Below are 25,241 nucleotides of genomic sequence, written 5' to 3' on the forward strand. Positions count from 1 at the left end.
GCCTTTCGCTCGCCTTTTTCATGCCCGGGTTTTAGGCAGACCTCAGAGCCCGGCCAATTCCCGCAAATTCGCCAATGTCTGAGTGTCGAGTTTAATGCCTTCGGCGCTGGCCTTGGCCCGCTGCTGGTGACGTCGATCACCCGGCAAACGCTTGAGCCCCACACCGTGCATCTGCCGGACCAGCTCCTGGCTGCGCTCGGCAAAACTTTGCCCCGCTGCCTTGCTCGGGTCGATCACGATCAGCAGTTGGCCGGTCCACGGCGTCTTGGCCCCCGGATGGTTCGACCAATCGAACTCGAAGGAAAAATTCCCGCCGGTCAACGCCGCCGCCAACAGCTCGACCATCATCGACAGCGCCGAGCCTTTATGCCCGCCAAACGGCAGCAACGCGCCGCCTTCAAGAATCGCTTTCGGGTCCTGGGTCGGCTGGCCGAGACCATCGACACCCATGCCTGGCGGCAAACGCTCGCCCTTGCGTGCGGCGATCTGCACATCGCCATGGGCAATGGCGCTGGTCGCCAAATCAAAGACAATCGGTTCGCCATCAGCCCGAGGGGCGGCGAACGCAATCGGGTTGGTCCCGAACAACGGGCGATCGGCACCATGCGGCACCACGCAGGTCATGCTGTTGACCACGCTCAGCGCCACCAGACCTTCGTAAGCGAAAGGCTCGACATCCGGCCACAAGGCTGCGAAGTGGTGGGAATTACGAATCGCCAGCACCGCAATGCCGGCACTGCGGGCCTTTTCAACCAGCAGTGCGCGTGCTGCCGCCAGGGCCGGCTGGGCGAAACCATTGCCGGCGTCGACCCGGACAAAACCCGAAGCGACGTCCTCGACCACCGGCACGGCCTGGCCATTGACCCAGCCGCTCTTGAGCGTCGAGACATAACCTGGAATACGAAACACGCCGTGACTATGGGCGCCATCGCGCTCGGCACCGGCGCAGTTGAGGGCCAGTGTTTTGGCGACATCGGCGCTGGTGCCATGACGCTGGAAAATCTGCTCAAGCAAAAGAACGAGCGCGTCGAAATCGAGCGTTTGAGTGCTCGAACTGACGGCCATTTCGGGCGTTGCGGTCATCTGAAGCTCCAGTTTTATTATTGAGTACGGGCAACAGGGTGAAACGAGGTTGCACAGCAACCAAAAACAGTTGTCGATTAAGCGCTATTTTACCGGCGTCCTGTCAAGTCTCGACAGCCTGTTCGGATCAAGCAATATGTACCGCAATCGAGCCTGCCCCAGGCCGTACTGTTTTTCCTCAATCCAACGGCCTGCGATTACCACCAATCGCAGCACATCGAGGAAAAACCATGATTGCTCCCCCACTGCCGTATTTTTTCGACGAGGCATCACGCGCATCCAATGCCAAACAGCCCGGTGATCGCGAGAAAGCGCGGACCTTCACGCTTGATGACCTGAACGGGTTGCAGGGTGTTTATCTACCGACCCATGTAGCCCGTATGGCCACTACCCAGCCCCTACATGTCGAGCGATTGCTTCTGAGTCCGACGGACATTCCATTGGCCGGTGCTTTCGCCATGAGCCGGCCCAATAATGGAGAAGTCATGCTCTACACACCGTGGAAAGGCCTGGTCAAATTCTCGGGCATGGAGAGCCTCAAAAGCAACCTCAAGGAGTGGTTGGCGCAGGAGACCGGAAAACGGGAATTACTGCGTTATCTTTCCATTGAACAACGCAATGCTGTACAGGCAGCCGCGGTGCCTGAGATTTCTACAACAACCATCGAAGCTGCGGTATTCCAGGACCAGGAGCTCATACTCGAACTCAATCAGACACACAACATCCAGTCGATGATGGCCGAACTGGTCAAGATGCCGACACTGCAGTCGATGCTGGACGAAAGTCTCAAGATTGCGTTGGCCACGCGATTCCCCAGGCTGGACCAGCGCCAGACAAGGCTGGAAAGCTTCATCAGCACGGTTTCCACCTTTGACACCATCGAGTACCGGTACACGATGTCCTCGCAGCCACTGAGCGACGTCCTCTTGCAGTACTACCTGACCCATCAGTGGCCAACGGGTGATTCCAGGGTCTTTTCCAATCCCGCACACGGCGTGAGCAGCGACGCCGATAACCAGGCATGGGAAAGCTCAATCATAGAGATCGCGCAAAGCTTTACGTCTCACTTGCAAAGCCTGCTGGAAACGTTCTGGAACTCCCTCACACGCGCTGGCCATTCACCCTCGGAGTTTCTTTTCGAGAGCATGCGCGACACCTTTCACGTCAGTCTTTTATTAAAGCGCCAGCAAGGTGTTTTAACCACGCAGCAATACCTGCGCTTGATGAATGTGAGCCTCGCGCCTGCCTCCAACGATTCCCTGCGCATCGAAAAAGTACGTATCACCGCGCCCTTCAAGCACTACGCGGAACTGGCTTGCACCTTGATGATCGGCAGCAGCGACACCCTCGGCTTTCTGTATACCCGGTCCAGAGGCATCGAAGCCACGAGCAATCTACCCGCTATCAGACACATCGTGCTGGCGATGATCAAAAGCGAAGGGCATGAGGACACGCTGCTCAATTACATGTCTCTGGACGAGCGCCGTACGCTGCTTTCAATGAAACCGGATGAACGCATGATTATCGGAGAACCGATCGTTGGCCCGGTGTTTGAACAATTGATGGCAGACATCCTCGACAAGCAACTACAGAACCTGACTTACGCCTTGAGCCGCTGCCGCGAAAGTGAAGGCTCGCTGGACCCGCATGCATTGCTCGACAAGGCGCTGGATGTCCGGGGACTGATCGATGACCGGCTGTTGGCCGTCGATGCCACAGGGCGCTGGAGTACAAACGTGGACCCACGTTTGAGTGCACAACCGGTCACCGTTCGCGCCGAGTCGGCCAAAGAACAATGGGCACTGCTCTCCTCCGCAGAACAATCGCTTGAACAACGCCTTGAAAACCACCCCGCCATTCCTGTCGCCACCCGCACGGTCACCGAGGCCCAACGTTTCGTCGGTTCGTCGCTGGAAGGCTTGCAATCGAGTTTCACCCACACCCTGTCAACGGCATTGCGCAGCGAGCTCAAACTGCAGACAGTTGCCCGCACGCTGGGTGTGGCGGAACAGGCGATCATAAAAACGGTGCTCGATACGCCGGTACGCTTACAACGGGGCGCGTTGAACGGTTTTCTGCCGGACGTATTTTCCCTGGCGTTGAAGGCAGGCGACACTACGGATCCGTTGAAACTGGCCAGTTGTTTTGTGCTGACTGAACGAGGAGGCCTGGACCCGGTGCATTCGGGCAAGGCTATTTTGTGGACGCCCGCGATGGGGTTTGAATCCTTCAAGGCATTGACACCATTGCTGACCGAACTTGGTCGACGCCTCGCAGACGTCAACCATCGATCAGCGCTTCTGGAGAACCTAGGTCGCAGTGAGCGATTGCCTGGCAAGACTTACACGTTGGCGCCCCTGCAGCGGGTAGATGGGCATTTTCTTGATCATCTACAAAAACCCTCTGTGCATCTGGACCCGTCGTGCCTGACCAGCGCGCTGGCGACGAAGCTCTCCACCACGCCGCTGACCCATCTCCTGAATCTCGTGGCACTGCGTAAGCCGATGTCGGGGCTCGACCGTGCGATGGACATTGCGCGGTCACTGACGACTCAACAAAAACTGCCGGCATGGCTGGCCAAAGCGTCCGTTAACGATCTGATGCTGCATGCCGAGCTGCTTCAGCAATACCTCAATAACGTTCAAGACGACCAGGATTACCTGAGCGGCATACGATCACTGCAGCGCACGGCACACCTTGAACTTGAAAAGCAACTGAAGGCAGACGGCTACAACATCAACCCGGACAACGTTCAGGTCCAGATCAGTGCCCGCCCGACATCTGCAGCCAACACTCAAACGCTGAGCGACTTTGCTTTGACTCACCTGAAGGATCTGGGTCAGGTCCATTTCAAACTGGTATCGCTTGATACCACCGTGATTCCCGAGGGGATGGACGAACGCTACATCAAAGAACTGATACGAGATCTGAAACCGGGCGAACATCAGCAGAAAATAATGAGCGACGCCTTGGCAGACACCCGGGCGAATGCGGGCCGCAGGAAGCGGTTTTACACACAACTGCCCTGGCAGTTGATGCATCACGCTCACGCGGAAAAACTGCAGGAACGTCTGAGCGAGACGGGGTTTGATCTGATCCGGCAAGTCATGGACATGCCAGACGCCATTGCCCGCGCGGCAGTCGCCGGTGCCCACGCGATCATCCGCCCACTTGAGTTCCTGGGTATCAAGAGTGCACAGACGATCAAAGTGCCCGGTGTTTACTTGATCGGCTCAACGGCTGATCGCTCTGCACCACAGGTGCTTATTGCGCCTCACAGCCCTCGGCATGGGGTGAAAGAATATGAAAATGAAGCACAACTGCTAACAGAACTGAAGACCCGCGGACCGCTGCTCGACTGGCTACTCCTGAATCTGCCGCAACCTGATCGGGTACTCCTGGAAACCCGGATGGCGACCACTGATCACCGCGTTACCAGAGCCACGCCGACGAGTACCGGTCATCGCTTCACCGAGACCACACTGGCATCCAATCCGATCAAGGGGAACCTGTTCAACCATTTACTCAATGACAACGTCGCATTGCTGACCCGATTGCTCGGTTGTCGGTCCGATGACAGCAAACAGAGCGAATGGGCGACCATCAAACAGGTGTTGGGCGAAGATTTGCACGCGGCATTTTCGTTTTGTATGGGCAAACTCGCGTACCCCATCACGGTATGGCGCAGTTACCGCGATATCAAGCAATCCGCCGAAGACCTTCAAACACATAAATGGGGAGCCGCAATAAAAGAGTTCATCAGCGGCATTGCACAACTGGCCTCGTTACGACAATCGATGGAGGATCCAGTGGAGGAGACTTCGACGACCAGCGCGCCCGCGCCAGAAACGCCCGACGCCCGATTCAAATGGCAGGACATCGACATCACTGCACCCGAGCGCATGCAGTTGAAGCGTCATGAGAGCATCGGCGTCGATCTGGGTTCGCTGACACACAACGCCAAGCTTGGGCTCTACTCTCATCCAACGACAAAACAACTTTACGGGCCGGTTGAAGGAAAAGTGTATCCGGTCGCAAAACCCGGCACCCGTTGGCGCATCGCCGACACCCCCGCTCGCATCCCTTATCTGCGTCAAAACGAATCGAAACAATGGGTTCTGGACAGGGAAAAGCCGGCGCCCCGCTTCAGCCTCATCAGCAGGTTACAAAACGCGATAATGGTTTTGGAAAGCATGAATGTCGAAGCACATGGAATGCCCCAAATCCGTCAAATTTTTCCGCGAAAGGCTCGTCAGATTGACGAGGCGCTGGATCTGGCAACCACCTATGCCTGGAACAGCTTCCGCAACTTGCAACTGCTCAAGAATTCTGACGGCACGGTCACGCCCGTGCACCAGCTCATCATGGATTTTATCGATGTGCCTACCGTGTCGGACGCGCATGTGGAGAAGCTCGAAAAAGTCGTGGGCGACATTTTTGCGGCCCTGTTGGACCCCACACTCAGAAAGCCGAGCTCCAGGCGATTTGTAGTCGGCAGGCTCCTTAATCACGCGGAAAATTCGTTCGGCTTCACCTTTCCAAATGACGTAAAAGGGAAAATTTACCTGACAGATAAATTCTTCTTCCCCCATTTCGACCACTATCGCGAACATCTGTCCGACGCCGCCTTCCCCATCAACACTCATGCCCGGGCGGCAACCCTGATCCATGAGGTTTCGCACATTGCCGGCAACACAGAGGACATATCTTATCTCGATTCCGGCAGACCATTCGTCGACCTGATTGGAACGGCCAGTACTTTCGCCACCGATCTGAAAACAGCCTTGAGCGAACTTCAGGACAGCGCACTGTCAATCAAGACGCCTTATACCCAGCTGTTCAAAATCCAGAACCCTGATGACGGTGAATGGGAGGACTTGGGCAGTACTACTGATGAAAATACCGATCGGATAAAGAGACATATCTTGACCTTGACCGGCTAGGAAAACCTGAGCGGTGCCCGCACAACCTTCAAAAAAGATCCATTGACCAGACTGGCGGTGCAACTCGCTAACGCTGACAGTGTTACCTGGCTGATCACCCATCTGGGGCGCCAATTGCACACCAGCACCCCATGAATCAGAAAAATAAACACCACTTTGATGGGCAATTGCCATGGCGGTTGTTCTCGCAGACTTCCTCACAAGGTTAGAATGCAGGAAATCAGGATGAGTCAATGACCGACAACCCTCTCTCGCAAGCCCAATATGACGCAATCACCGATGCCGCTGCGCATTGGTGCATGCGTCTGCACGCCATCGATTGCACGGCTGAAGAGCGGCTGGCGTTCGAGCAATGGCATGACGCTCATCCGCTTCACGCGTTCGAGTACGAGGCCATGCTGGAGATCTGGGATGTCGCGGGGGACCTGCCACGTCCCGAAACCGTGATACCGGCGGCTTTCGCCAAACCTGCAACGCCTTGGCGCACCTTCGGTATCGCAGCCGCGGTTTGCGCCATGGCGTTGCCATTGGCGGCCTATAGCGGCTGGAACCTGGGCTGGCTACCCAACTCGTACCAACATTTCGAGGCGAGCGATACTGTCCGTCAGGTCACCCTGAGCGATGGCAGTCAGGTAGAACTGAACCTGGGCAGTGAGCTGACGTTCAGCAACTACAAGGACCAGCGCCGGATCACTTTGGAAAAAGGCGAAGCGTTCTTCAGCGTCAGCCACGACACTCGGCACCCCTTCATTGTTAAAGCGGCCGAAGGCAGGGTTCGGGTAACCGGAACCAAATTCAACGTCTGGATGTATGAAGATCAGGTACGCGTGAACCTGATTGAAGGTTCGGTGTTGGTGAGCAGCAATGATGCCCTTGCAGGTGACGGCTTGCGCCTCGAGCCAGCGATGCAGGCGAGTTATAGACGCGGCGACTTCACTCCCCGGATCAGTCAGACCTACGACGACGACAACTCACTGGCGTGGCGCAGCGGAAAACTGGTGCTCGATGATCTGGCGCTGGCCGACGCACTGCCATTGATCAATCGCTACTTGAACAAACCGGTGATGGTGGCCGACACCAGTACCGGCTCGATTCGTATCGGCGGCATCTACAACATCAAAGAACTCAACAACCTGGTGGCGTCCTTGCCCAAGGTATTGCCGGTTTACCTGACCCGCAACAAAGATGGCAATCCGGTCCTCAATTCCATTCCGCAACAAGCCCCAAAAAGCTGAAGGCCGCGACCCTTGTGGGGTACGGCCTTCATTCCTGGTTCAAGCGCCATCAGCGTTACTGTACAGCCACCTTCCCGGCTTTTTCATCCTGCTCGCGGATTGTCTGGACCTGGTACTGCGGATCGGACGTGATCTGCTGCTCGGTGAACGGGAACACACTCAACTGCTTCCTGGAAAATGCCAGGGTCTGGTCTCTGGAGTACTTCGAGGACGGGTCACTGGATAGCGAGAAAGCCAGCAGCCCCTGGGCCTGCGGTCCCTCGTCATCAAAGGTCACCACCTGCAAATAGCTGGTACCGCTGACAACTTCGAGTTTACCGTCGGTTCTCGGCACGCTCTGAATGGCGTTATAAACCCCCAGAGTGCCAGGTCCACCGTGAATCGGCGTCTGCTGGCCACCACTGCTGACCACCTGTATATCACCCCAGCGGCTATCAGCCTTGAGCCCCCTCTTATAGATCTGCGCTACCGACGCCAGCATCGCGTCGCGAACCGCCTTGGCGACTTCCGGGTGATCGACCGCCAGGCCACGCGGGGTGTGTTGCGGGTCTTTCGGATCGAACGCCACACGCCAGAGATCAGGCGTTTCCTCTAGCGACTTCATGACATTCTGGAAATGCACAAAACCCAGACCACTGTCCAGATTCGCACTGCGGTCCCAGGCCTTGAGACTGGCACACAGCGGCGCGAGCGCTGGCGCATCAGAACCCAAGGCCGCAGCACAGAACTGCAGCAGGTCGGGCAGCACTTGGGCCGCCTGATACACCTGGTCGTCCATCACCATGCGTTGCAAATCCACCGCTGCTATTGGGCCGACCTTGTTCAACGTATTCAGGCGATCCAGTGCAAAGCGTGAGCGCAGACCCAACGGCTGACCGTCCTGACTGATCAGTGGCGAAAAACCGCTGAGCGGTTGCGCCGGGTTAGCCATCCAGGCCGAATCGTTGGAGTGCTGGACAAAATCCTTGCGCAACAACTGCGGCAACTTGTCTGCCGCATAGATTCCTTTTTGCGCAGCCTGCGGATCGATGTCCCAGGCACATGCGCTATTGGAGCCGTCGAGGACGATCATCTGCAAGCCGGCCCGAGGATCACTGCACTTGGCCAGTTTGTCGGCACTGACGTTCGGCACGACCGAGAGGCTCATGTACAGCGCCTGCCCCTGATCATCCGCTGCCAGAGTGTTGACCCACGGGACCCCCTGAATCTTGTGCACCGACGCCTGCAAATCCTTGAGACTCACCGCACGGTTCATTGCATACCACTGCTGCAAGACCCGGTCGTTTTCCAGGTTGGCGTCGCGCAGGCTGTAGGCGAACTGGTTGTCCCAGTCGAGTTTTCCGGGCCACTGCACGATCGGGCCGAACTGCGAGCTGTAGATCACATGAGAGACCGGATGGGTCTGGCCATCCGGTTGTTTCACGTTCACGGTCAGGGTCTGTTTCTTCATGGGCAATGACTTGCCGTCGAGCAGGTAACGGGTCGAATCCTTGGGATCGAGTTGCAGGCGATATAAGGTGAAATGCTTGGACGAGTCCACGGTGTGGGTCCATGCAAGGTGCTGGTTGAAACCGATATTGATCATCGGCAGTCCTGGCAGTGCCGCGCCCATGACGTCCAGTTTTCCGGGAATGGTCAGGTGCATTTGATAGAAACGCATCCCGCCTACCCAAGGGAAATGCGGATTGGCCAACAACATTCCGCGGCCGTTGAAAGAACGTTCACTGCCGACTGCCACAGCATTGCTGCCGCGATCCAGGGCAAAACGCTGCATGCGTGAGGCGGCTACCTGGAACGCCACGGGGTCACCTGCCACCTGAGCAACGGCCTTGGGTGGCGTCGCGCCGGCCAAGGCTTCGGCAAACTGCCCTACTCCGCCTTCGACCAGCAGACGCCGCGTCAACTTGACCAGGTCCTGGGTGGTAATCTCACGCACCCAGTCGCCCTGACACTGCTGCGGCAAACCCTGCGCCCGACGCTCTGTCAGTGAACGGTTATAGCCCGCCACATAACCTTCGATGAGATCGCGTACTGGCGGGGTTTGCGCCTGCCAGAAAGCGGAGACGGCCGGTGGGGTGTTCAGCCAATTGAAGAACAGATCGCTGACCAGGTTTTCGCGCTCTTCGACCGTGAACTGGTCCGGGCCGAAATACCGTGAACGTTCGCCATTCACGGTGGTGATCTCATTGGCCAGCAGGCACAGGTTGTCCTGAGCGTAGGCGTAACCAATGCCATAACCGAGCCCGCGCTCGTTGTCGGCACGGATATGCGGCACACCGAAACTGGTTCGGCGAATGTCGGCTGTCGCCTGCTCTGACTGACTGCGTGCGTTTGCCGCAAGACTCAAGCCCAGAAACATACCCGCAAGGCTCAACCTGGTTAACTGCCTGGAAATAATCACGCTCGCTCCTGATCGAAAAGACAAACACCCTGCGTCATACACGCACTGCGCCTTCCCCTAGGAACGAAACAAATGACAAAAATTTAGGCCCTGAAAGGCGCTTTTCACGGGCATCTCACAGGCTGCTGACGTGATGGTGACAAAATTTCTACATTCGCGGCTTCATTATTTGTCCTGCTCATCCGTCTTATTGAATGAGAGCACCCATCACATTTCCTGGCCGGCTCGGAAAAGGAGTTTTTGCATGTACAACTCGCAACTGCCAACGGACGGTAGCAATGCGCCAAAGGGCTCTGCCATGAGCTCCGGCGTATTCAGTCAACGGGGTGAGCGCAATGTCAACGAGCGGATCAGGTCGCTGCTCAAAAGCTTTGGTCTGCGCACCAGTCTGATCCGCCTCAAAGTCATCGACGCCTTGCTGACCGCCGCCGAAAGCGACCGTAGCCTTGGCGTGCGCGGCGTGCACAGTCACTTGCTGGACCTGGATATCCCCCTGTCCTTTCTCAGTGTGCGGGAAGTGTTGAAACGCTTGTGCAGCGAAGGCGTGATCACGCTCAACCCGGACAAAAGCTACAGCCTGCATCCGCACGCTGCAGCCATGCTCCAACGCGAGTGATCAGCCCAAGGTGCGTCGCTCAGGCTTTGACTTTGCGACGCATCACGCCATTGATCACCACCACGATCACCGCCACACCGATGGCGATGTACTGAAACAGCTTCTCGCTGATGACGCCTGCGTTTTGCAGATACGAAAGGCCGAACATGATCCCCAACACCACGAGGGAGATCAGAATCGAGTATTTCAAACGTTGCGACTGAGTCATTGCGAGTTCCTGAACCTGAAAATGTATCCGGTTTGTATCCAAGTGCATGCCAAGCCCCTACCGTTCTCCGGGGATGTGACGCTACAAACGGGGTCTCATGTTACAGCCGATGAAGCGTTTTGGCTTTATTGCCCCATGAGGATTTTGAAATGTTCCGTCGAATCACACTGCTGATTCCGCTGCTTGCCATATTTTCCCTGAGCGGCTGCATCATTTCCCCCCACGGCGGCTGGCACGGCGGTCATCATTACGACCGTGGCGGGCCGGGTTATTACCAGCACCGATAACGTGAATAATTGAACCTTCAATTCGTAAGCTAATTAACCATCCAATAACTTCTGAATAAATGCCCTCCCTGTTGCGGGCATTTTTCGCACATGCACATTCAGTTATTCCTAACTATCGAGTATCGAAACATAGCGAAAAAAATTGAAACGTTGAGTCTCAATAGTTCATTGGAGCTATTCATATTCAATGATTAATCTCGGCACCTCGCAATAAAGCCTTTTATTAAATCTCGCGCAAATCCAGGAATGCCATGCACAAGCCTTTAATCAATATCAGCCCCCACCATTTATTGGGCTTTTGTCTTGCAATCACTTTTTTCGAACTTCTGACCTATATGGCCAGCGACATGATCATGCCGGCCATGTTGACCGTTACCCGACAACTGGATGCCAGCCCCGACCATGTCCCCTACGCTTTCAATCTTTATCTGGCCGGTGGCATTCTTCTGCAATGGCTTATTGGTCCGTTGTCTGACCATTTCGGTCGCCGCCGCATGTTGCTTATCGGTTGTGCGGTATTCGCCATGGCCTGTGCAGCCGCGTTCAACGTGCAAAGCATTTATGCGTTCAACGGCTTGCGACTGATTCAGGGCATGGGATTGGGGTTTGTCATTGCGGTCAGCTATCCAGCCCTGCAAGAAGTTTTCTGCGAAGCCGACGCGGTCAAAATCATGGCGTTGCTGGGGAACGTTGCGTTGCTCTCCCCGCTTCTGGGGCCGTTGCTCGGAAGCCTGCTGCTGGAATGGCTGTCCTGGCGGGAGCTGTTTTTACTGCTGGGTTTGGGCGGCGTGATGGTCTGGCTTGGGCTGTACCTGTTCATGCCGGAAACCGTGGGCACCGTGCGCCACGACGGTCAGCGACTGGAAGCCGTGCGCTTTGAATGGCGCAGCACCGTGCGCCGTTATCTGGCGTTACTGGATAACCCGCGATTCCTGAGTGCAACTGTCGCGCTAGGCGTGATGAGCCTGCCGTTGATTGCGTGGATCGGGCTGGCGCCGCTCCTGCTGATCCAGAACCAGGGACTTTCACCTTTGCAGTACGGCCTGTGGCAAATCCCGGTGTTTGCGGCGGTCATTCTCGGCAACCTGATTCTCAACCGCCTGATTGCCCACACTGAATTACCACAATTGATTCGATACGCGCTTTGGCCGTTTTGCGGCGGTCTCATCGCGCTGGTCGCCGTCAGCTTCTACGGCGCTTCGACAGCAGTGCTGATCATCTGCCTGGCGCTTTACGCCGTGGGGCTAGGCATGAGCAATGCCGCGCTGTACCGGCTTGCGCTGTTTGCAAGCGACGACAGCAAAGGCTTGGTCTCGGCGATGATCGGCATGATGTCGATCGCCGTCATGGGCGGTGGCGGCTCGATTATCGCTGCGGCCGGGGCCGGTAATAGCCACGAATCCTTTGCCCTGATGGCGGGTATTGCGGGGCTTCTGTGCCTGGCACCCCTACGCCTGTTTCTGCGGCGTTCCCACATCGCGCTTGCCGTCTGACACCACAACGTAGGTCTTTTGATGATCCATTTACCCCACATCGATGCGCTCTGCGCGTTAACGCAACCCTATTGCCTGAATTCCGTGCCCGACGGCCTGTTCGACCAGGCGATGGGGGAAATCAGCCTGTTTCATTGTCACCACACGCCGGGTTACGAACGCTGGCTAAACGCCAACGGGCTCGATGCCCGGGACCTTGAAACACTGGATGACTGGTCAAGACTGCCGCCGATCTTCGCCAACTATTTCAAACGTCACCTGTTGTTCAGCCCCACCGGTGAAGGCGCGCTGGAGCTGACATCATCGGGTACCAGCGGCCAGAAGAGTCGCATGCGCTATGACCTTCGCAGCATGGTTGCGGCCCAAGGCATGGTGAGCCACATTTTCCGCCACTACGGCTGGGATACCCCGGACAGCCCCTGCAACTACTTGCTTCTGAGCTACGAACCCGAGGCCGCCAATACCTTGGGCACCGCTTATACCGACCAGTTTCTCTGCAGCTATGCGCCCGCCAACCGGGTTGTCTACGGATTGCGCCTGACCCGTAAAGGTCACGAGTTCGACCTGTTTGGTGTTATTCGCGCCTTGCAGGAGTTTGCCGACGAAGGCTTACCCGTTCGAATTCTCGGATTTCCAGCGTTCCTTTCGCATGCGCTACAGCACATGGAAGACACCACTGCGCCGAATCTCAAGTTACCAGCCCAATCACTGGTGCTTCTGGGCGGCGGCTGGAAAACCCAGGCAGCGCAGGAAATACCGTTGTTTGAGTTGTATGCCCGAATCAATCGCCAATTGGGTGTCGACCTGTCCCGCTGCCGGGACGGCTACGGCGCAGTAGAGCATGCCGTGCCTTACCTCCAGTGTGCCCACCATCATTTCCATGTACCGGTTTACTCGAAGGTTTTCGTGCGCAACCCATCTGATTTTACTGTCCAGCCATACGGCCAGCGCGGCTTGCTGGAATTCGTCTCCCCGTACATTTCATCAAGCCCGGCGCATGCCGTGGTGATGGGCGATCTGGCGACATTGCACCCCGGAGCAAGTTGTGGATGCGGCCTGGCGACCGATTGGTTCGAGCTGCATGGACGTGCCGGCACCACCGCCAGTCGCAGCTGTGCAATGGCTGCCTCAGAACTGCTCGAAGGAGTTTGATATGTACTTGATCAATGGCCAATTGCGTGACGACATTACCCTGGAAAGCGCCCTCGACCTCCTTCAGAAACAATTGCCTCAGTTGCTTTCTGCGCCGATCGACAGCGATACCGTGATCAACTCGGCGGCTCGTTTCGCCACGCAATTACAGACTCGCAGTCTGGATCTGTGCCTCGAAGACGATCAACGTCAGGGACTTATCGATATCTGCCAGCCCGGCAATCTGAGCACAAAGCTGGAGCGGGAACTGGGCGTGCACCCTCGTTCGCTAAGGCGAATCGACTACCAACAGCCGCGCTTCGAAAGTTGGCACCCTTTGGGGCTTGTGGTGCATGTCACACCGGGCAATGCGCCAATGCTGGCATTCTGCGCAGTCATCGAAGGCCTGCTGGCCGGTAACATCAATTGGCTACGCCCTAGCTCAAGTGATGAGGGTTTCACCGCTAAGTTGCTAGCCGCCCTTGTGCGCTGCGACATCAGCGGCAGGCTTGCCGAATTCGTCGCGGTCTTACCGGTGAGCACCTCTCAAATACCCCAACTCTGCGCTCAGGCGGATGGCGTGTCAGCCTGGGGTGGGGAAAAGGCGCTCAAATCGATTCGACAGCAAATCCCGGCCGGATGCCGCTGGATCGACTGGGGGCACAGGATCAGCTTTGCCTATCTATCGCCAGACGCGGCGAGTCTTTCGACGATGGATGCGTTGGTGGATGAAGTCTGTCGTTTCGATCAGCAGGCGTGTTCCAGCCCGCAATGGGTGTTGGTGGACAGCAACGACCCGGCAGTTCTGAAGGATCTGGGGGAGCGTCTGGCCGAAGCCTTCAAACGTCGCGCTGCCCATTGGCCAGCGCTGGTGCCCACAGACCCGGAGGCTTGCGAGATCACAACCCGCACGACCATGGCGCGGCTGGAACACTGCTTTACGAACCAGACCGGCCATGTCTGGAACGGCCTCGGTTGGCGTGTGATCTGGGAGCACCATCAAACGCTCGCACCGTCGCCACTGTTTCGTACGATTGTGCTGCAGCCAGTACCCCGGCACCTGATCGCCGAGACGCTGTTGCCCTGGCGCACGGTGTTGCAAAGCTGCGCGCTGATGTGCACCCCGGTAGAAACACCCGAGGTCGTTCGAACACTGGTCAACGCCGGCGTCACCCGCATTGCGCCTTGCGCGTCGATTCATGACGGCTACGCCGGTGAGCCCCACGATGGTGTCTATGCACTGTCGCGCCTGAGTCGCCGTCTCTCGGTAAGCCTTTCCCCTGAAGTCTCGACGGGCCGAGCAACGCTCGACCCGGTTCCACCCGCCCCCGACACCGCCAATGATCCGATCATGGACAAAGACACTTTCACGGCCCAGCCGATTGGCTGCGGGGCACAGTTGTATTTCCGCTCCGGAGGCAGCAGCGGGATCCCGGCCCTGGCCGGTTTAAGCTATCGCGTTTATCAACGAGAGATGCGCGCCGCGGCTGATGGCATGTTCGCTGCGGGGCTAGATCCGTCAAAAGACCGGGTCATGAACCTGTTCTACGGCGGCAACCTGTATGGCGGGTTCTTCAGTTGTTCCACAATCCTTGAACAGATGAGCGTTACGCATTTCCCCATGGGAGCGCCCCAGGAGGATGACTTCAGCGAAATCGCCCAATTGATCGTAGACCGGGGCATCACCGTGCTGATCGGCATGCCGAGTACCTTGCACCGTCTGTTTTTCACCGAGCAGGCTCGACTTCGCGCGTACGCTGGCATTGGCAAAGTGTTCCTCGGCGGAGAGCATCCGGGAGAGGCCAGCCGGCGGCTGATGGAAAGCTGTGGAGTCTCGACAATTCGCTCTGCACTCTATGGCTCCGTTGACGCAGGTCCCCTGGGGCATGCCTGCGCGGCAACAGCGGATGGCGTGTTTCACTTGATGAGCGACATCCAGCACTTGGAAATCGTGCAGCTCGAACAGGACGTACCGGTTCAGAGCAACGAGAGGGGTCGTCTGCTCTTTACCTCCCTCGCCCGGCAAGATCAAACCGTACGTCGATATGAGGTAGGAGATACCGGTCGCTGGGTACCCGGCGCTTGCCCCTGTGGACTGGACTCACCACGGTTCGAGCTGCTGCAGCGGCACGGCAAGCTGGTGCGAATTGGCACGGAATTCATTTCGCCTTCCGCTCTGCAACAAACTGTGGGTTTACCCATTCAAGTTTTTCTGGACCACACCGCCAGCGGCGTCGAACGCATGCGGATCCGAGTGGATGCTGATGCCGACCGAGTTCACGACCAACTAATGACACACACAGCCGTGGCGAACGCCGTGAGCGCCGCGTTGTTAATAGTGGACATTGAAGTGTGTGCCGAACATGAGTTCAGCCGAAACAAACACAGTGGCAAGACACCCCTGGTCATCGATCAAAGAAAATAAAAAAAGACTGTTTATTACGTGACCTTGTTGTTTAACCAGACGCCTGATAGCAAACGAGAACCCAGTGAAATCACCCTACTCGCTTGAGCAACTTGTGCCTTATGTACGGCAACACTCCAACTTCTATCGCACACATCTGAAACACTTACCGCTGAACAGTATTGATTTAAAAGATTTGCCACTGATCGACTTGACCGACTATTGGGCCGACAGCAATGACCTGCATCACTGGCCGGTCCTGACCGGCACTGTTGATGATGCTCTGGTGTTTAAAACTGGAGGCTCGACCGGCCAGGGCAAACTCTCGGTTTACTCCCGAGACGAATGGCACGCCATGGTCAGTACGTTTGGACAAAGCCTCGCGACTCAACTGAACCACGGCGACCGGGTGGCGAATCTGTTTTTTTCCGGAGACCTTTACGCCAGTTTTCTGTTCACGCATCACTCATTGGCGCATGTCGGGAAATCCATCTGTGAATTTCCGTTCACCGGCCAAGTCGAATTGGATGGATTGGCTGAGGCCATTGCCCGACATCGAATTAATGTTCTGGCCGGGATCCCGGCACAGTTACTGCGATTCGCTGCGTACCTTGCACAGCATCGACAAGTGCTGTGCGAGGTCGAAACGCTGCTTTATGCAGGAGAAAGCCTGTTTGCTGCGCAACTGGCAATCTTCGCCGAAGTGTTCCCCAACGCCCGCATCGCTTCGATTGGCTATGCCAGCGTGGACGCCGGTCTCATCGGGGCTTCCGACCGCGACTGTGCATTGGGCGAACATCGGGTGTTCGAACGCCATACCCTATTGGAAATCGTCGATGAACTCACCGGTGAGGTCATCGAAGAATGCGATCGCACCGGGCTGTTAGTTGTGACCAATCTGGCTCGTCGGCTCATGCCCTTGCTGCGTTACCCGGTGGGTGACCTTGCCTGCTGGCGTGAACCCGGCGCGACCTCGAGGCGTAAATTTGCGCTAAAGGGGGAAGTGCGTACAGCCAGCGGATACGAGTCGGAGTGATGTCGCTGTTTCCCGCCGAAATAAGCGAGATCGTCGAGCGGATTGCCAACAGTAACCAATGGCAGTTGCTCATCGAAAATACCGGTTACAAGGACATTCTGAGTTTGAAATGGGTACCCGGGCCCCAGCAACAGAGTGTCGAGCCAACGCTGCGGGCATTACAGGAAGCGCTGGTCACCCAATACCCCGACATCGACGACCTGAGTCGCGATGGGCTGCTCGAGTTGCGAGTCCTGCCCTGCGCAGTCACAGACCTGAGCCTGCATCCCCGCTCCGGCAAACAACCGCGGATCCTGGACTTACGCGTGTATGACGCCCCCTCGCCGGAGCCCGATTAATGAGCCAGCTGATTTTTCGACGCTACCAGCCATCCGACGCACAGGCCGTGAGCCAGTTATTTCGCGAGATCTACGGCGATCATTACGCCAAGCCAGATATTTACTTGCCAGCCCTGATCAGTCAGCACAATGCCGAGGGCCGCTGGCAATCCGTCGTTGCGGTGGACGACAAGTACGTCCTGGGACACGCCGCGTTGTGCCTCGATGCGCTTTCATTAACCGCTGAACTGGCGCTCATGGCGGTGCATCCCGCCGCTCAGGGGCAAAACGTCGCGACGCTTCTTGGCTCGCAACTCATCGAGCTTTCAGAATCCTTGAAACTTAAAAGCCTCTCGACCAAGCAAGTGACTCACCATCCGTACACGCAACGCATCGCAGAAAAAATCGGCTTTCATAGCACTGGTTTGCTTCCCGACTACATCGCGTCGCCACTCACTGAACCGTTGCGGGAAACCATGGTGCTGGGTTGTCACATCAATGAAGGACACTCACGCCCACTTCCCGATATCCCATGGCCCGAGAGTTGCCGAGCGTTCATGCAGCATCTTTGTTCAGTGTTTGGTACTTACCAGGGCATGGCGCCTTGCCTCCCTCTGCCCGTGCAAATCGAACAACACCATGAACGGTTCGAAATGCTCATTCAGCGCTTGAACAAACATCTTCTGGATCAAATCCGGCACCTGCCCAGGCACTGGCTGATCTCGGCCAAACTCGAACTGTCCTGGCACTTTGCCGAGGATTTAAGCAGTTTGTCGGCCCTCGGTTTCACCTTCACCGGGCTGATGCCCACGCTATACAGTCAAGGGTGGTTCGCGCTGTTTCATCGAGGGGCCGAGCCTCGGCAACTCGAACTGCATTGCCCGCACATGCAACGGTTGCATGACGACTTACAGCAAAACGGCAACACCCTCAGCAGCAAGGCTGCAAAGGACAGCGCTTGCTCAGCCGCTTGAGTTTTTTCGAAGAAAGTCATTACCCGGTTCTTGCTTGGGGGTGACATTTTCCGGATCGAAGCCTTTGATGTTCCTGTGCAGTTTCTGCTCATCCATTATCTTCGTGTTCAGCACGGTGGGATTGCTTCCCACCAATGCCAACATCTGGAAAGTGCCCTGTTTCATTGGTCTAGACATTAATTAGAAATGGGCATAGGTAACTGAACAAGTACTAAGTACACGCTGGCTGCGTTAGTTAGTATCCACTACGACACCTTTCACGCGCGCCACCCGTCACCTCACGCCTTTCTTGCACTATCGTACCTAATGCTCGGCTTTCCCCAGCCGATAGCCCTTGAAAGCGCCTAATTTCCATACCAATAATCACAACAAGAACGCTGCACAAGGACCGGTCCCATGCCCGCATTCCGTACCATCCAGGCTCGTTACACGCTATTTCTGGTCCTGTTCATTCTGCTGTTGTCCGTGCTGACAGTGGTCGGCATCAGCCAGTTGGTCGCACCCAAGCTGCGCCACACCGAAGAACTAGTGGCCCTCAACCGCATCGCCGAAGTCGCCGAGCAAATCCAGGGCGAATTAAACAAGGTTCAGGCGCAACAGCGCAGCATCACCCAGACCATTCCCCTGCTCGACAGTGCGGCCATCGACAGCGTTCTGCCGGGGTTAGTGGACCAATACGGTGAATTGAAAGTCTTCGGCGGCGGCATCTGGCCACTGCCCGGTCAGCGTGAAGCCGGACGCAACAAGTTCAGCACCTTCTGGCACCGCGATGCCTCGGGGAAATTGGCCGTTAACACGTTCTGGAACAGCGACGCCGCGCCCAACTATTACGACCAGACCTGGTACAAGGGTGGCATGCAGACCCCTCGCGGCCAATGCGCCTGGGCAGCTGCTTATAAAGATGACGCCAGCGCCGAGCCGCGCACCAACTGCGCCATGGCAATCCAGAAGAATGGCGCGGCCTACGGTGTCTCGACCATCGATGTGACCCTGGGCTTCTTCAATGACCTGATCGCGCGCAAGGAAAAAGACCTCGGCGCCGAAATGCTGATCGTCGAGGCCGACGGCAAGATCATCAGCAACAGCTCGCGCATCAGCGGGCCGATTGTACTGAAGAACATCAGTGAACTGGCCGGCAACTCGCCGTTCGCCACTCAGGTGAAGGCCGGCCTGCAAAACCGTGACCAGTCGCAGCGTGTCGAATTCGACGACAACGGCGAACCCAATACTTTCTTCATGCGTCCGATTGAAGGCACACCCTGGTTCCTTGCCACGGCTTTGCCGACCAAGCTGATCACCGCCCAGCGCGACGACGTGCTCAGCACGCTGAGCCTGCTGCAAATCCCGATGGTGATCCTGCTGGTGTTGTTGCAGATCTACGCGATTCGCCAACTGATCCAGCGGATGAAAGCCCTAAAGGCCAACATCGACGCACTGTCTGCCGGTGGCGCCGACCTGACCAAACGCATCACCATTCGCGCCGAAGACGAACTGGGCGCCATCGGCCACTCGGTCAACGCCTTCATCGCCTACTTGCAGAACATGATCGGCGAAGTCACCCAGGCCACTGGCGCCATGGCATCCAGCCTGGATAACCTGCAACGCACGTCCGCCCACACCAGCCAGATTCTGGTGCGTCACGCTTCGGAAACCGATCAGACCGTCACCGCCATCACCGAGATGAGTTCCACCGCCGAGAGCGTCGCGCAGAACGCCGCCGAAACCGCTGCGTTCACCCAGCGCGCCAACGAAAACGCCGACCGTTCGCGGGTCGTGGTGGGCGAAGCGTCCAGCAGCGTGATTGCGCTGATCGACGAAGTGGCCAGCGCCACTCATAAGGTCGAAAGCATGCAGCAGGACGCGCAACGCATCACTGAGATTCTCGGAGTGATCGGCGCCATTGCCGGGCAAACCAACTTGTTGGCACTCAACGCTGCCATCGAAGCAGCCCGTGCCGGCGAACAAGGCCGCGGTTTTGCGGTGGTGGCGGATGAAGTGCGTGCCCTTGCCGCCCGCACTCAGGCCAGCACCTCGGAAATCAACGAAATGCTGACCCGCCTGACTCAGGGCGTGAGTTCGTCGGTAAGCGCCATGGAAAACACCCAGGCCAGTTGCCAATCGGCCGCCGATGCCACGGCACGGGTCAACACCGGTCTGGATGAAATGGCCGGTTCCGTTAGCCATATCAACAGCCTCAGCACCCAGATCGCCACCGCCGCCGAGCAGCAAAGTGCAGTGACCGAAGAGATCAACCGCAGCATGGTGCAGATCCGCCACATGGTCGATGAACTGGTGAAAAGCGGCCAGGCCAGCGAGCTCAATACCCAACAACTGCTGGAAGCCAACAGTCGCGTGAGCGCGATCATGGGGCGGTTCAAGGTTCGTTAATTCTGCTCTTCCCTGAGTGCCGTCCCCGGCACTCAGCGGCCAACCTGACAATCTTGTAATCTGCGCCTCATCTGACTGACAGCTTTGATCTACGATGATCAAAGCTGCCCAGTTTTGTATTACTTCGAAACACTCCTTGAATGCCTGGCCAAAAAAAATGGTCAGAATGCATTTTTTTGGCCGCAATTCGAGACGAGATTCCCCATGCGAACCCACCTGCGTCTGATCGCCCTGAGCGCCCTGTTGATTTCCTCCCTGGCCCAGGCCACTGACCTGATCCCGATCGAGGTTCACCGTGATGCCAATTGCGGTTGCTGCAAAAAATGGATCAGCCATCTGGAGGCCAACGGCTTCAAAGTCGCTGATCACGTCGAAACCAACATGATCGAATTCAAGCAACAGCACGGCGTGCCTCCGCGTCTGGCGTCGTGCCATACCGGCTTGATCAACGGCAAATTCGTTGAAGGCCATGTTCCGGCCGATCAGGTGTTGGCCTTGAGCAAGCGCGACGATCTATTGGGCGTTGCCGCCCCCGGCATGCCCATGGGTTCACCCGGCATGGAAATGGACGGCATGAGCGACGCATACCAGGTGATCGGCCTGAAAAAGGACGGTACGGATGTGGTGGTGGCGGACTACCCCGCCCATTGATCTTCGGTGCGTATTTCGGGCTGTTTTTCGCGGCATTCGGTGCGGCAACCCTGCTGCCCTTGCAGTCCGAAGCGGTGTTGGTGGGCCTGTTGCTCAGCGGCAAGTATTGGCTCTGGTCGCTGCTCGCCGTGGCGACGCTGGGCAATGTTCTGGGGGCGCTGGTGAACTGGTGGCTGGGCCGCAGTATCGAGCGGTTTCGCGAGCGGCGCTGGTTTCCGGTCAGCCCGCGTCATCTGGAAAAAGCCCGAGTCCATTATCAGCGCTATGGTCATTGGTCGTTGCTGCTGAGTTGGGTGCCCGTGATCGGTGATCCACTGACCTTGGTGGCAGGCGTGATGCGTGAGCCGCTGGGGCGTTTTTTATTCATCGTGACCCTCGCCAAGGCCGCCCGTTATGGCGTGCTGGCTTTGGCCACAGTGGGCTGGATGGGTTGAACGATCATGCACCGTGATTGCCTGTGTTTAATGTCGCCCTAATCGTGCCGATCCAGCATCGGCCGATTTCCAACGGAGTTCACCCATGTCCCTCGCCCTCTCCCGATGGCTGCCCGGCCTGCTACTGACCGCTGCACTGCCCGTCATTGCTCACGCCGAAGGCCCGGAATATGGTCAGGAACTGCAGGGTTTCGAGTATCCCTACACGGTCAAGCATTTCGCCTTTGAGTCCCAGGGCAAATCATTGCAAATGGGTTACATGGACGTTGCCGCGTCTGGCAAGGCCAACGGGCGCAGTATCGTACTGATGCACGGCAAGAACTTCTGCGGTGCAACCTGGGAAACCTCGATCAAGGCCCTGAGCGAAGCCGGTTACCGGGTCATCGCCCCGGACCAGATCGGTTTCTGCACCTCCAGCAAACCGGACAACTATCAGTACAGCTTCCAGCAACTGGCCGCCAACACTCAACAACTGCTCAAAGCCCTCGGCATCCAGAAGGCCAGCCTGCTTGGGCATTCCACTGGCGGCATGCTCGCCACCCGCTATGCGTTGCAATATCCCGAGCAGGTCGAACAACTGGCCCTGGTCAACCCTATCGGCCTTGAGGACTGGAAAGCCCTCGGCGTGCCGTATCTCACGGTGGATCAATGGTATGAACGCGAGCTGAAGGTGACCGCGCAACGCATCCACGACTACCAGCGCAGCACTTATTACGACGGTCGCTGGAAACCCGAGTTTGACCGCTGGGTGGACATGTACGCGGGAATGGCCAAAGGCCCGGGCAAAACCCAAGTGGCGTGGAACTCGGCGCTGATCTACGACATGATCTTCACCCAACCGGTGTACTACGAATTCAAAGACCTGAAAGTGCCGACGCTGCTGCTGATCGGCACCTCTGACACCACGGCCATCAACAAGGACATCGCACCGCCCGAGGTCAAGGCGAAAATCGGTCATTACGACGTCCTTGGCAAAAACGTGGCAAAACTGATTCCCCAGTCGACGTTGGTTGAATTCCCCGGCATGGGCCATGCGCCGCAAATGGAAGAACCGGCGCAATTCCACCAGTCCCTGCTCGCCTGGCTGAACAAAACAAATCCCGTTGATCGATGAGGTAAGGCTCTGATGGCTGTGCAGATTGCGGTGATTGATGACTGGCAGGATGTGGCCCGTGGTGTGGTGGCCAAAGCCAATGCCCTGCGCGCAGGCAAATGGCAGCAAGGGCTGGGCGGCGACCTGCAGGGCAAGACTCTGGCGATTCTGGGTTTGGGCAGCATTGGCTCTCGCGTTGCCCAGTTTGGTCAGGTGTTCGGTATGCGGGTCCGATTCGCCTGTTAAGCTGACTCCGCGTCATTGCACATCGCGAGCAAGAGACTGATCGCGTGATGGCGGCGACGCGGTTTTAGATCAACCCTCCGGACGCAGCATCAATACCGCCAGAGGCGGCAAGTTCAACACCAACGACAATTCCTGCCCATGGCTCGGCTCTTCCTCGGTAAACGCCCCGCCGCTGTTGCCGTAATTCGAACCGGCATAGGTGTCGGCATCGCTATTGATCAGCTCGGTCCAACGCCCGGCAAACGGCACGCCGATGCGATAGGCCTTACGCGGCACCGGGGTGAAGTTGGCCACCACCAGCACCGGTCGGCCCTCTTTGCTCCAGCGCATAAAGGCGTAAACGCTGTTGATCGCATCATCACCAATCAACCACTGGAAGCCTTGCGGCGCGTCGTCCTGATCATGCAGCGCCGGTTCTTCGCGATACAGCCGATTGAGATCGCCGACGAGTTTCTGCACCCCTTTGTGTTCCGAGTACTGGAGCAAGTACCAGTCCAGTTGCTGATCGTGGTTCCACTCACGCCACTGACCAAACTCGCAGCCCATGAACAGCAGCTTCTTGCCCGGATGCGCCCACATGAAACTCAGGTAGGCGCGCAGGTTGGCGAATTTCTGCCAGCGATCGCCCGGCATCTTATCGATCAGCGAGTGCTTGCCGTGTACCACTTCGTCGTGAGAAATCGGCAGGATAAAGCGCTCGGACCAGGCATACACCAGGCCGAAGCTCAGTTCGTTGTGGTGATGGGCGCGGTACACCGGGTCCTGCTGGATGTAGTGCAGTGAATCGTGCATCCAGCCCATGTTCCACTTGTAGTCGAAACCCAGTCCGCCCTGTTGCGTGCCCTGGCTGACACCCGGCCACGCGGTGGATTCTTCGGCAATCACCAGCGCGCCGGGGGCTTCGAGGTCGACCACGTCATTGAGATGGCGCAGGAAGTCGATGGCTTCGAGGTTTTCCCGGCCGCCGTGACGGTTCGGCACCCATTCGCCTGCCTTACGCGAGTAATCGCGATACAGCATCGATGCCACGGCATCGACCCGCAGGCCGTCGACGTGGAAATGTTTGAGCCAGTGCAGCGCCGAGGCCAGCATATAGCCGTGCACTTCGGTGCGACCCAGGTTGTAGATCAGCGTGTCCCAGTCTTGATGGAAACCTTCCTGCGGATTGCCGTATTCGTACAGCGCAGTGCCGTCGAATTGCGCCAAGCCGTGCGTATCGGTAGGAAAATGCGCCGGCACCCAATCGAGGATCACGCCAATCTCAGCTTGGTGGCAGGCATTGACGAACGCGGCGAAGTCTTGCGGCGAACCGTAGCGGGCGCTCGGGGCGAACTGCGACAGCAACTGATAACCCCATGAACCACCGAACGGGTGTTCCATGATGGGCATCAGTTCGATGTGGGTAAAACCCAGGTCCTTCACGTAAGGGATCAACCGCTCGGCCAACTCGTGCCAGGTGTACTGGCGGGCGACCTCGCCCAGATCATCCAGCTCACACTGCCACGAACCCGCATGCAATTCGTAGATCGACAGCGGCGCCTTCGGTAAATGACGCTCGGTACGCGACGCCATCCACGCCTGATCCTGCCAGTCAATATTCAGGGGGGAAGCGACTTTCGAGGCAGTGTCGGGCGGCAGCGAGGTGGCCAGCGCCATCGGGTCAGCCTTGAGCGGCAAAATGCCTTGGGCACCCAGGATTTCGTATTTGTACGTTTCCCCCGCCTGCAGGCGCGGGATAAACACCTCCCAGACCCCGGTGGGATGGCGCAGGCGCATCGGGTGCCGACGACCGTCCCAGTTGTTGAAGTCACCCACCACCGAGACCCTTTTGGCATTCGGTGCCCATACGGCAAACCGCACGCCATCGACACCATCGACCGTCTTCAGCTGCGCACCGAGGCAAGCGCTGAGATCGCGGTGATTGCCTTCTGCGAACAGGTACAAGTCCATCTCGCCGAGTAACGGGCCGAAGCTGTAAGGATCCTCGGCAACTTGTTCGCCGCCGGCCCAGCGGGTTCGCAGCAGATAGGGCTGCTCCCGATCGAAATGCCCGACGAACAAGCCCGGCGTCTGGGTCGCCTCAAGGTTGCCGAGTTCTTCCCCGGAGTCCTTGGCCAGTACCTGCACGCTCAAGGCGTCCGGTAAATAGGCCCGGATGAATTGCCCACCGGCACCATCGCCGTGGGGGCCGAGAATTGCAAAGGGGTCCTGATGTTCGGCGCGTACCAATGCGTCGATGTCCCGCGATCTGGGCAGCAACGCTTCTTTAGCGTGACCCTGTTCCTTGTTCGAGAAACTCAT

Annotated in this window: 16 protein-coding genes and 3 pseudogenes; 14 read left to right on the forward strand and 5 right to left on the reverse strand. The window is 57.4% G+C overall.

Annotated elements, in window-relative coordinates:
• Nucleotides 1-42 precede the first annotated feature (42 nt).
• Nucleotides 43-1,083: an Ldh family oxidoreductase gene (locus ACYZTU_RS16355; protein WP_461964235.1), complete on the reverse strand. Its 1,041-nt coding sequence runs from the start codon at nucleotides 1,081-1,083 to the stop codon at nucleotides 43-45.
• Between the two features lie 230 nt (nucleotides 1,084-1,313).
• Here ACYZTU_RS16355 and ACYZTU_RS16360 point away from each other — a divergent pair.
• Nucleotides 1,314-6,161 (forward strand): annotated as a pseudogene (locus ACYZTU_RS16360) (dermonecrotic toxin domain-containing protein).
• A 98-nt stretch (nucleotides 6,162-6,259) separates the two neighbouring features.
• The gene (locus ACYZTU_RS16365; protein WP_461964236.1) at nucleotides 6,260-7,261 is read left to right on the forward strand and encodes a FecR family protein; all 1,002 of its coding nucleotides are present in this window, start codon (nucleotides 6,260-6,262) and stop codon (nucleotides 7,259-7,261) included.
• 55 nt (nucleotides 7,262-7,316) lie between these two features.
• Here ACYZTU_RS16365 and pvdQ read toward each other — a convergent pair whose 3' ends face one another.
• Complete coding sequence (gene pvdQ / locus ACYZTU_RS16370; RefSeq protein ID WP_461964237.1) at nucleotides 7,317-9,662, reverse strand: bifunctional acylase PvdQ; 2,346 nt, start codon at nucleotides 9,660-9,662, stop codon at nucleotides 7,317-7,319.
• Nucleotides 9,663-9,906: 244 nt separating this feature from the next.
• Between pvdQ and ACYZTU_RS16375 the strand changes: the two genes are divergently transcribed.
• On the forward strand, nucleotides 9,907-10,278 hold the full coding sequence (locus tag ACYZTU_RS16375; protein WP_461964238.1) for a fe2+ zn2+ uptake regulation protein: 372 nt from the start codon (nucleotides 9,907-9,909) through the stop codon (nucleotides 10,276-10,278).
• Between the two features lie 19 nt (nucleotides 10,279-10,297).
• Here the strand turns inward: ACYZTU_RS16375 and ACYZTU_RS16380 are convergent, their stop codons facing one another.
• Nucleotides 10,298-10,486 (reverse strand): hypothetical protein, encoded by a 189-nt coding sequence (locus ACYZTU_RS16380; RefSeq protein ID WP_461960119.1) that lies wholly within the window; start codon nucleotides 10,484-10,486, stop codon nucleotides 10,298-10,300.
• A 149-nt stretch (nucleotides 10,487-10,635) separates the two neighbouring features.
• Here ACYZTU_RS16380 and ACYZTU_RS16385 point away from each other — a divergent pair, with 149 nt between their 5' ends.
• The 6 genes and pseudogenes from ACYZTU_RS16385 (at nucleotide 10,636) to ACYZTU_RS16410 (ending at nucleotide 18,128) form a co-directional block, all read left to right on the forward strand.
• A complete protein-coding gene (locus tag ACYZTU_RS16385) occupies nucleotides 10,636-10,773 on the forward strand; it encodes a hypothetical protein (protein WP_461964239.1) in 138 nt (45 codons plus the stop codon).
• 251 nt (nucleotides 10,774-11,024) lie between these two features.
• Nucleotides 11,025-12,266, forward strand: a complete 1,242-nt coding sequence (locus tag ACYZTU_RS16390) for an MFS transporter (protein WP_461964240.1) — start codon at nucleotides 11,025-11,027, stop codon at nucleotides 12,264-12,266.
• A gap of 21 nt (nucleotides 12,267-12,287) precedes the next feature.
• Nucleotides 12,288-13,418 (forward strand): LuxE/PaaK family acyltransferase, encoded by a 1,131-nt coding sequence (locus ACYZTU_RS16395; protein WP_461964241.1) that lies wholly within the window; start codon nucleotides 12,288-12,290, stop codon nucleotides 13,416-13,418.
• Between the two features lies 1 nt (nucleotide 13,419).
• Nucleotides 13,420-15,822 carry an acyl-CoA reductase gene (locus ACYZTU_RS16400; protein ID WP_461964242.1) on the forward strand — a complete coding sequence of 801 codons (2,403 nt, stop codon included), beginning with the start codon at nucleotides 13,420-13,422 and terminating at the stop codon, nucleotides 15,820-15,822.
• 64 nt (nucleotides 15,823-15,886) lie between these two features.
• Nucleotides 15,887-17,175 (forward strand): annotated as a pseudogene (locus ACYZTU_RS16405) (phenylacetate--CoA ligase family protein).
• Complete coding sequence (locus ACYZTU_RS16410) at nucleotides 17,175-18,128, forward strand: GNAT family N-acetyltransferase (protein ID WP_461964243.1); 954 nt, start codon at nucleotides 17,175-17,177, stop codon at nucleotides 18,126-18,128. Before ACYZTU_RS16405 ends, ACYZTU_RS16410 begins: the two are co-directional and overlap by 1 nt.
• Here ACYZTU_RS16410 and ACYZTU_RS16415 read toward each other — a convergent pair.
• Complete coding sequence (locus tag ACYZTU_RS16415) at nucleotides 18,117-18,293, reverse strand: hypothetical protein (protein ID WP_461971207.1); 177 nt, start codon at nucleotides 18,291-18,293, stop codon at nucleotides 18,117-18,119. The genes ACYZTU_RS16410 and ACYZTU_RS16415 overlap by 12 nt on opposite strands.
• A gap of 231 nt (nucleotides 18,294-18,524) precedes the next feature.
• On the opposite strand from ACYZTU_RS16415, the gene ACYZTU_RS16420 reads away from it, so the two are divergent.
• The 5 genes and pseudogenes from ACYZTU_RS16420 to ACYZTU_RS16440 form a co-directional block, all read left to right on the forward strand.
• Nucleotides 18,525-20,516, forward strand: a complete 1,992-nt coding sequence (locus ACYZTU_RS16420; RefSeq protein ID WP_461964244.1) for a methyl-accepting chemotaxis protein — start codon at nucleotides 18,525-18,527, stop codon at nucleotides 20,514-20,516.
• Between the two features lie 204 nt (nucleotides 20,517-20,720).
• Nucleotides 20,721-21,167, forward strand: coding sequence for a DUF411 domain-containing protein (locus tag ACYZTU_RS16425; RefSeq protein ID WP_461964246.1), 447 nt, complete (start codon nucleotides 20,721-20,723; stop codon nucleotides 21,165-21,167).
• Nucleotides 21,167-21,601, forward strand: a complete 435-nt coding sequence (locus ACYZTU_RS16430) for a YqaA family protein (protein ID WP_461971063.1) — start codon at nucleotides 21,167-21,169, stop codon at nucleotides 21,599-21,601. Before ACYZTU_RS16425 ends, ACYZTU_RS16430 begins: the two co-directional genes overlap by 1 nt.
• Before the next feature lie 85 nt (nucleotides 21,602-21,686).
• The gene (locus ACYZTU_RS16435) at nucleotides 21,687-22,715 is read left to right on the forward strand and encodes an alpha/beta fold hydrolase (protein WP_461964248.1); all 1,029 of its coding nucleotides are present in this window, start codon (nucleotides 21,687-21,689) and stop codon (nucleotides 22,713-22,715) included.
• Between the two features lie 57 nt (nucleotides 22,716-22,772).
• Nucleotides 22,773-22,925, forward strand: a pseudogene (locus ACYZTU_RS16440) (NAD(P)-dependent oxidoreductase); the annotation flags it as partial.
• An 84-nt stretch (nucleotides 22,926-23,009) separates the two neighbouring features.
• On the opposite strand, the gene glgB reads toward ACYZTU_RS16440, so the two are convergent.
• Nucleotides 23,010-25,241 (reverse strand): 1,4-alpha-glucan branching protein GlgB, encoded by a 2,232-nt coding sequence (gene glgB, locus ACYZTU_RS16445; protein WP_461964249.1) that lies wholly within the window; start codon nucleotides 25,239-25,241, stop codon nucleotides 23,010-23,012.

The sequence above is a fragment of the Pseudomonas sp. HLT2-19-2 genome (assembly GCF_054898005.1).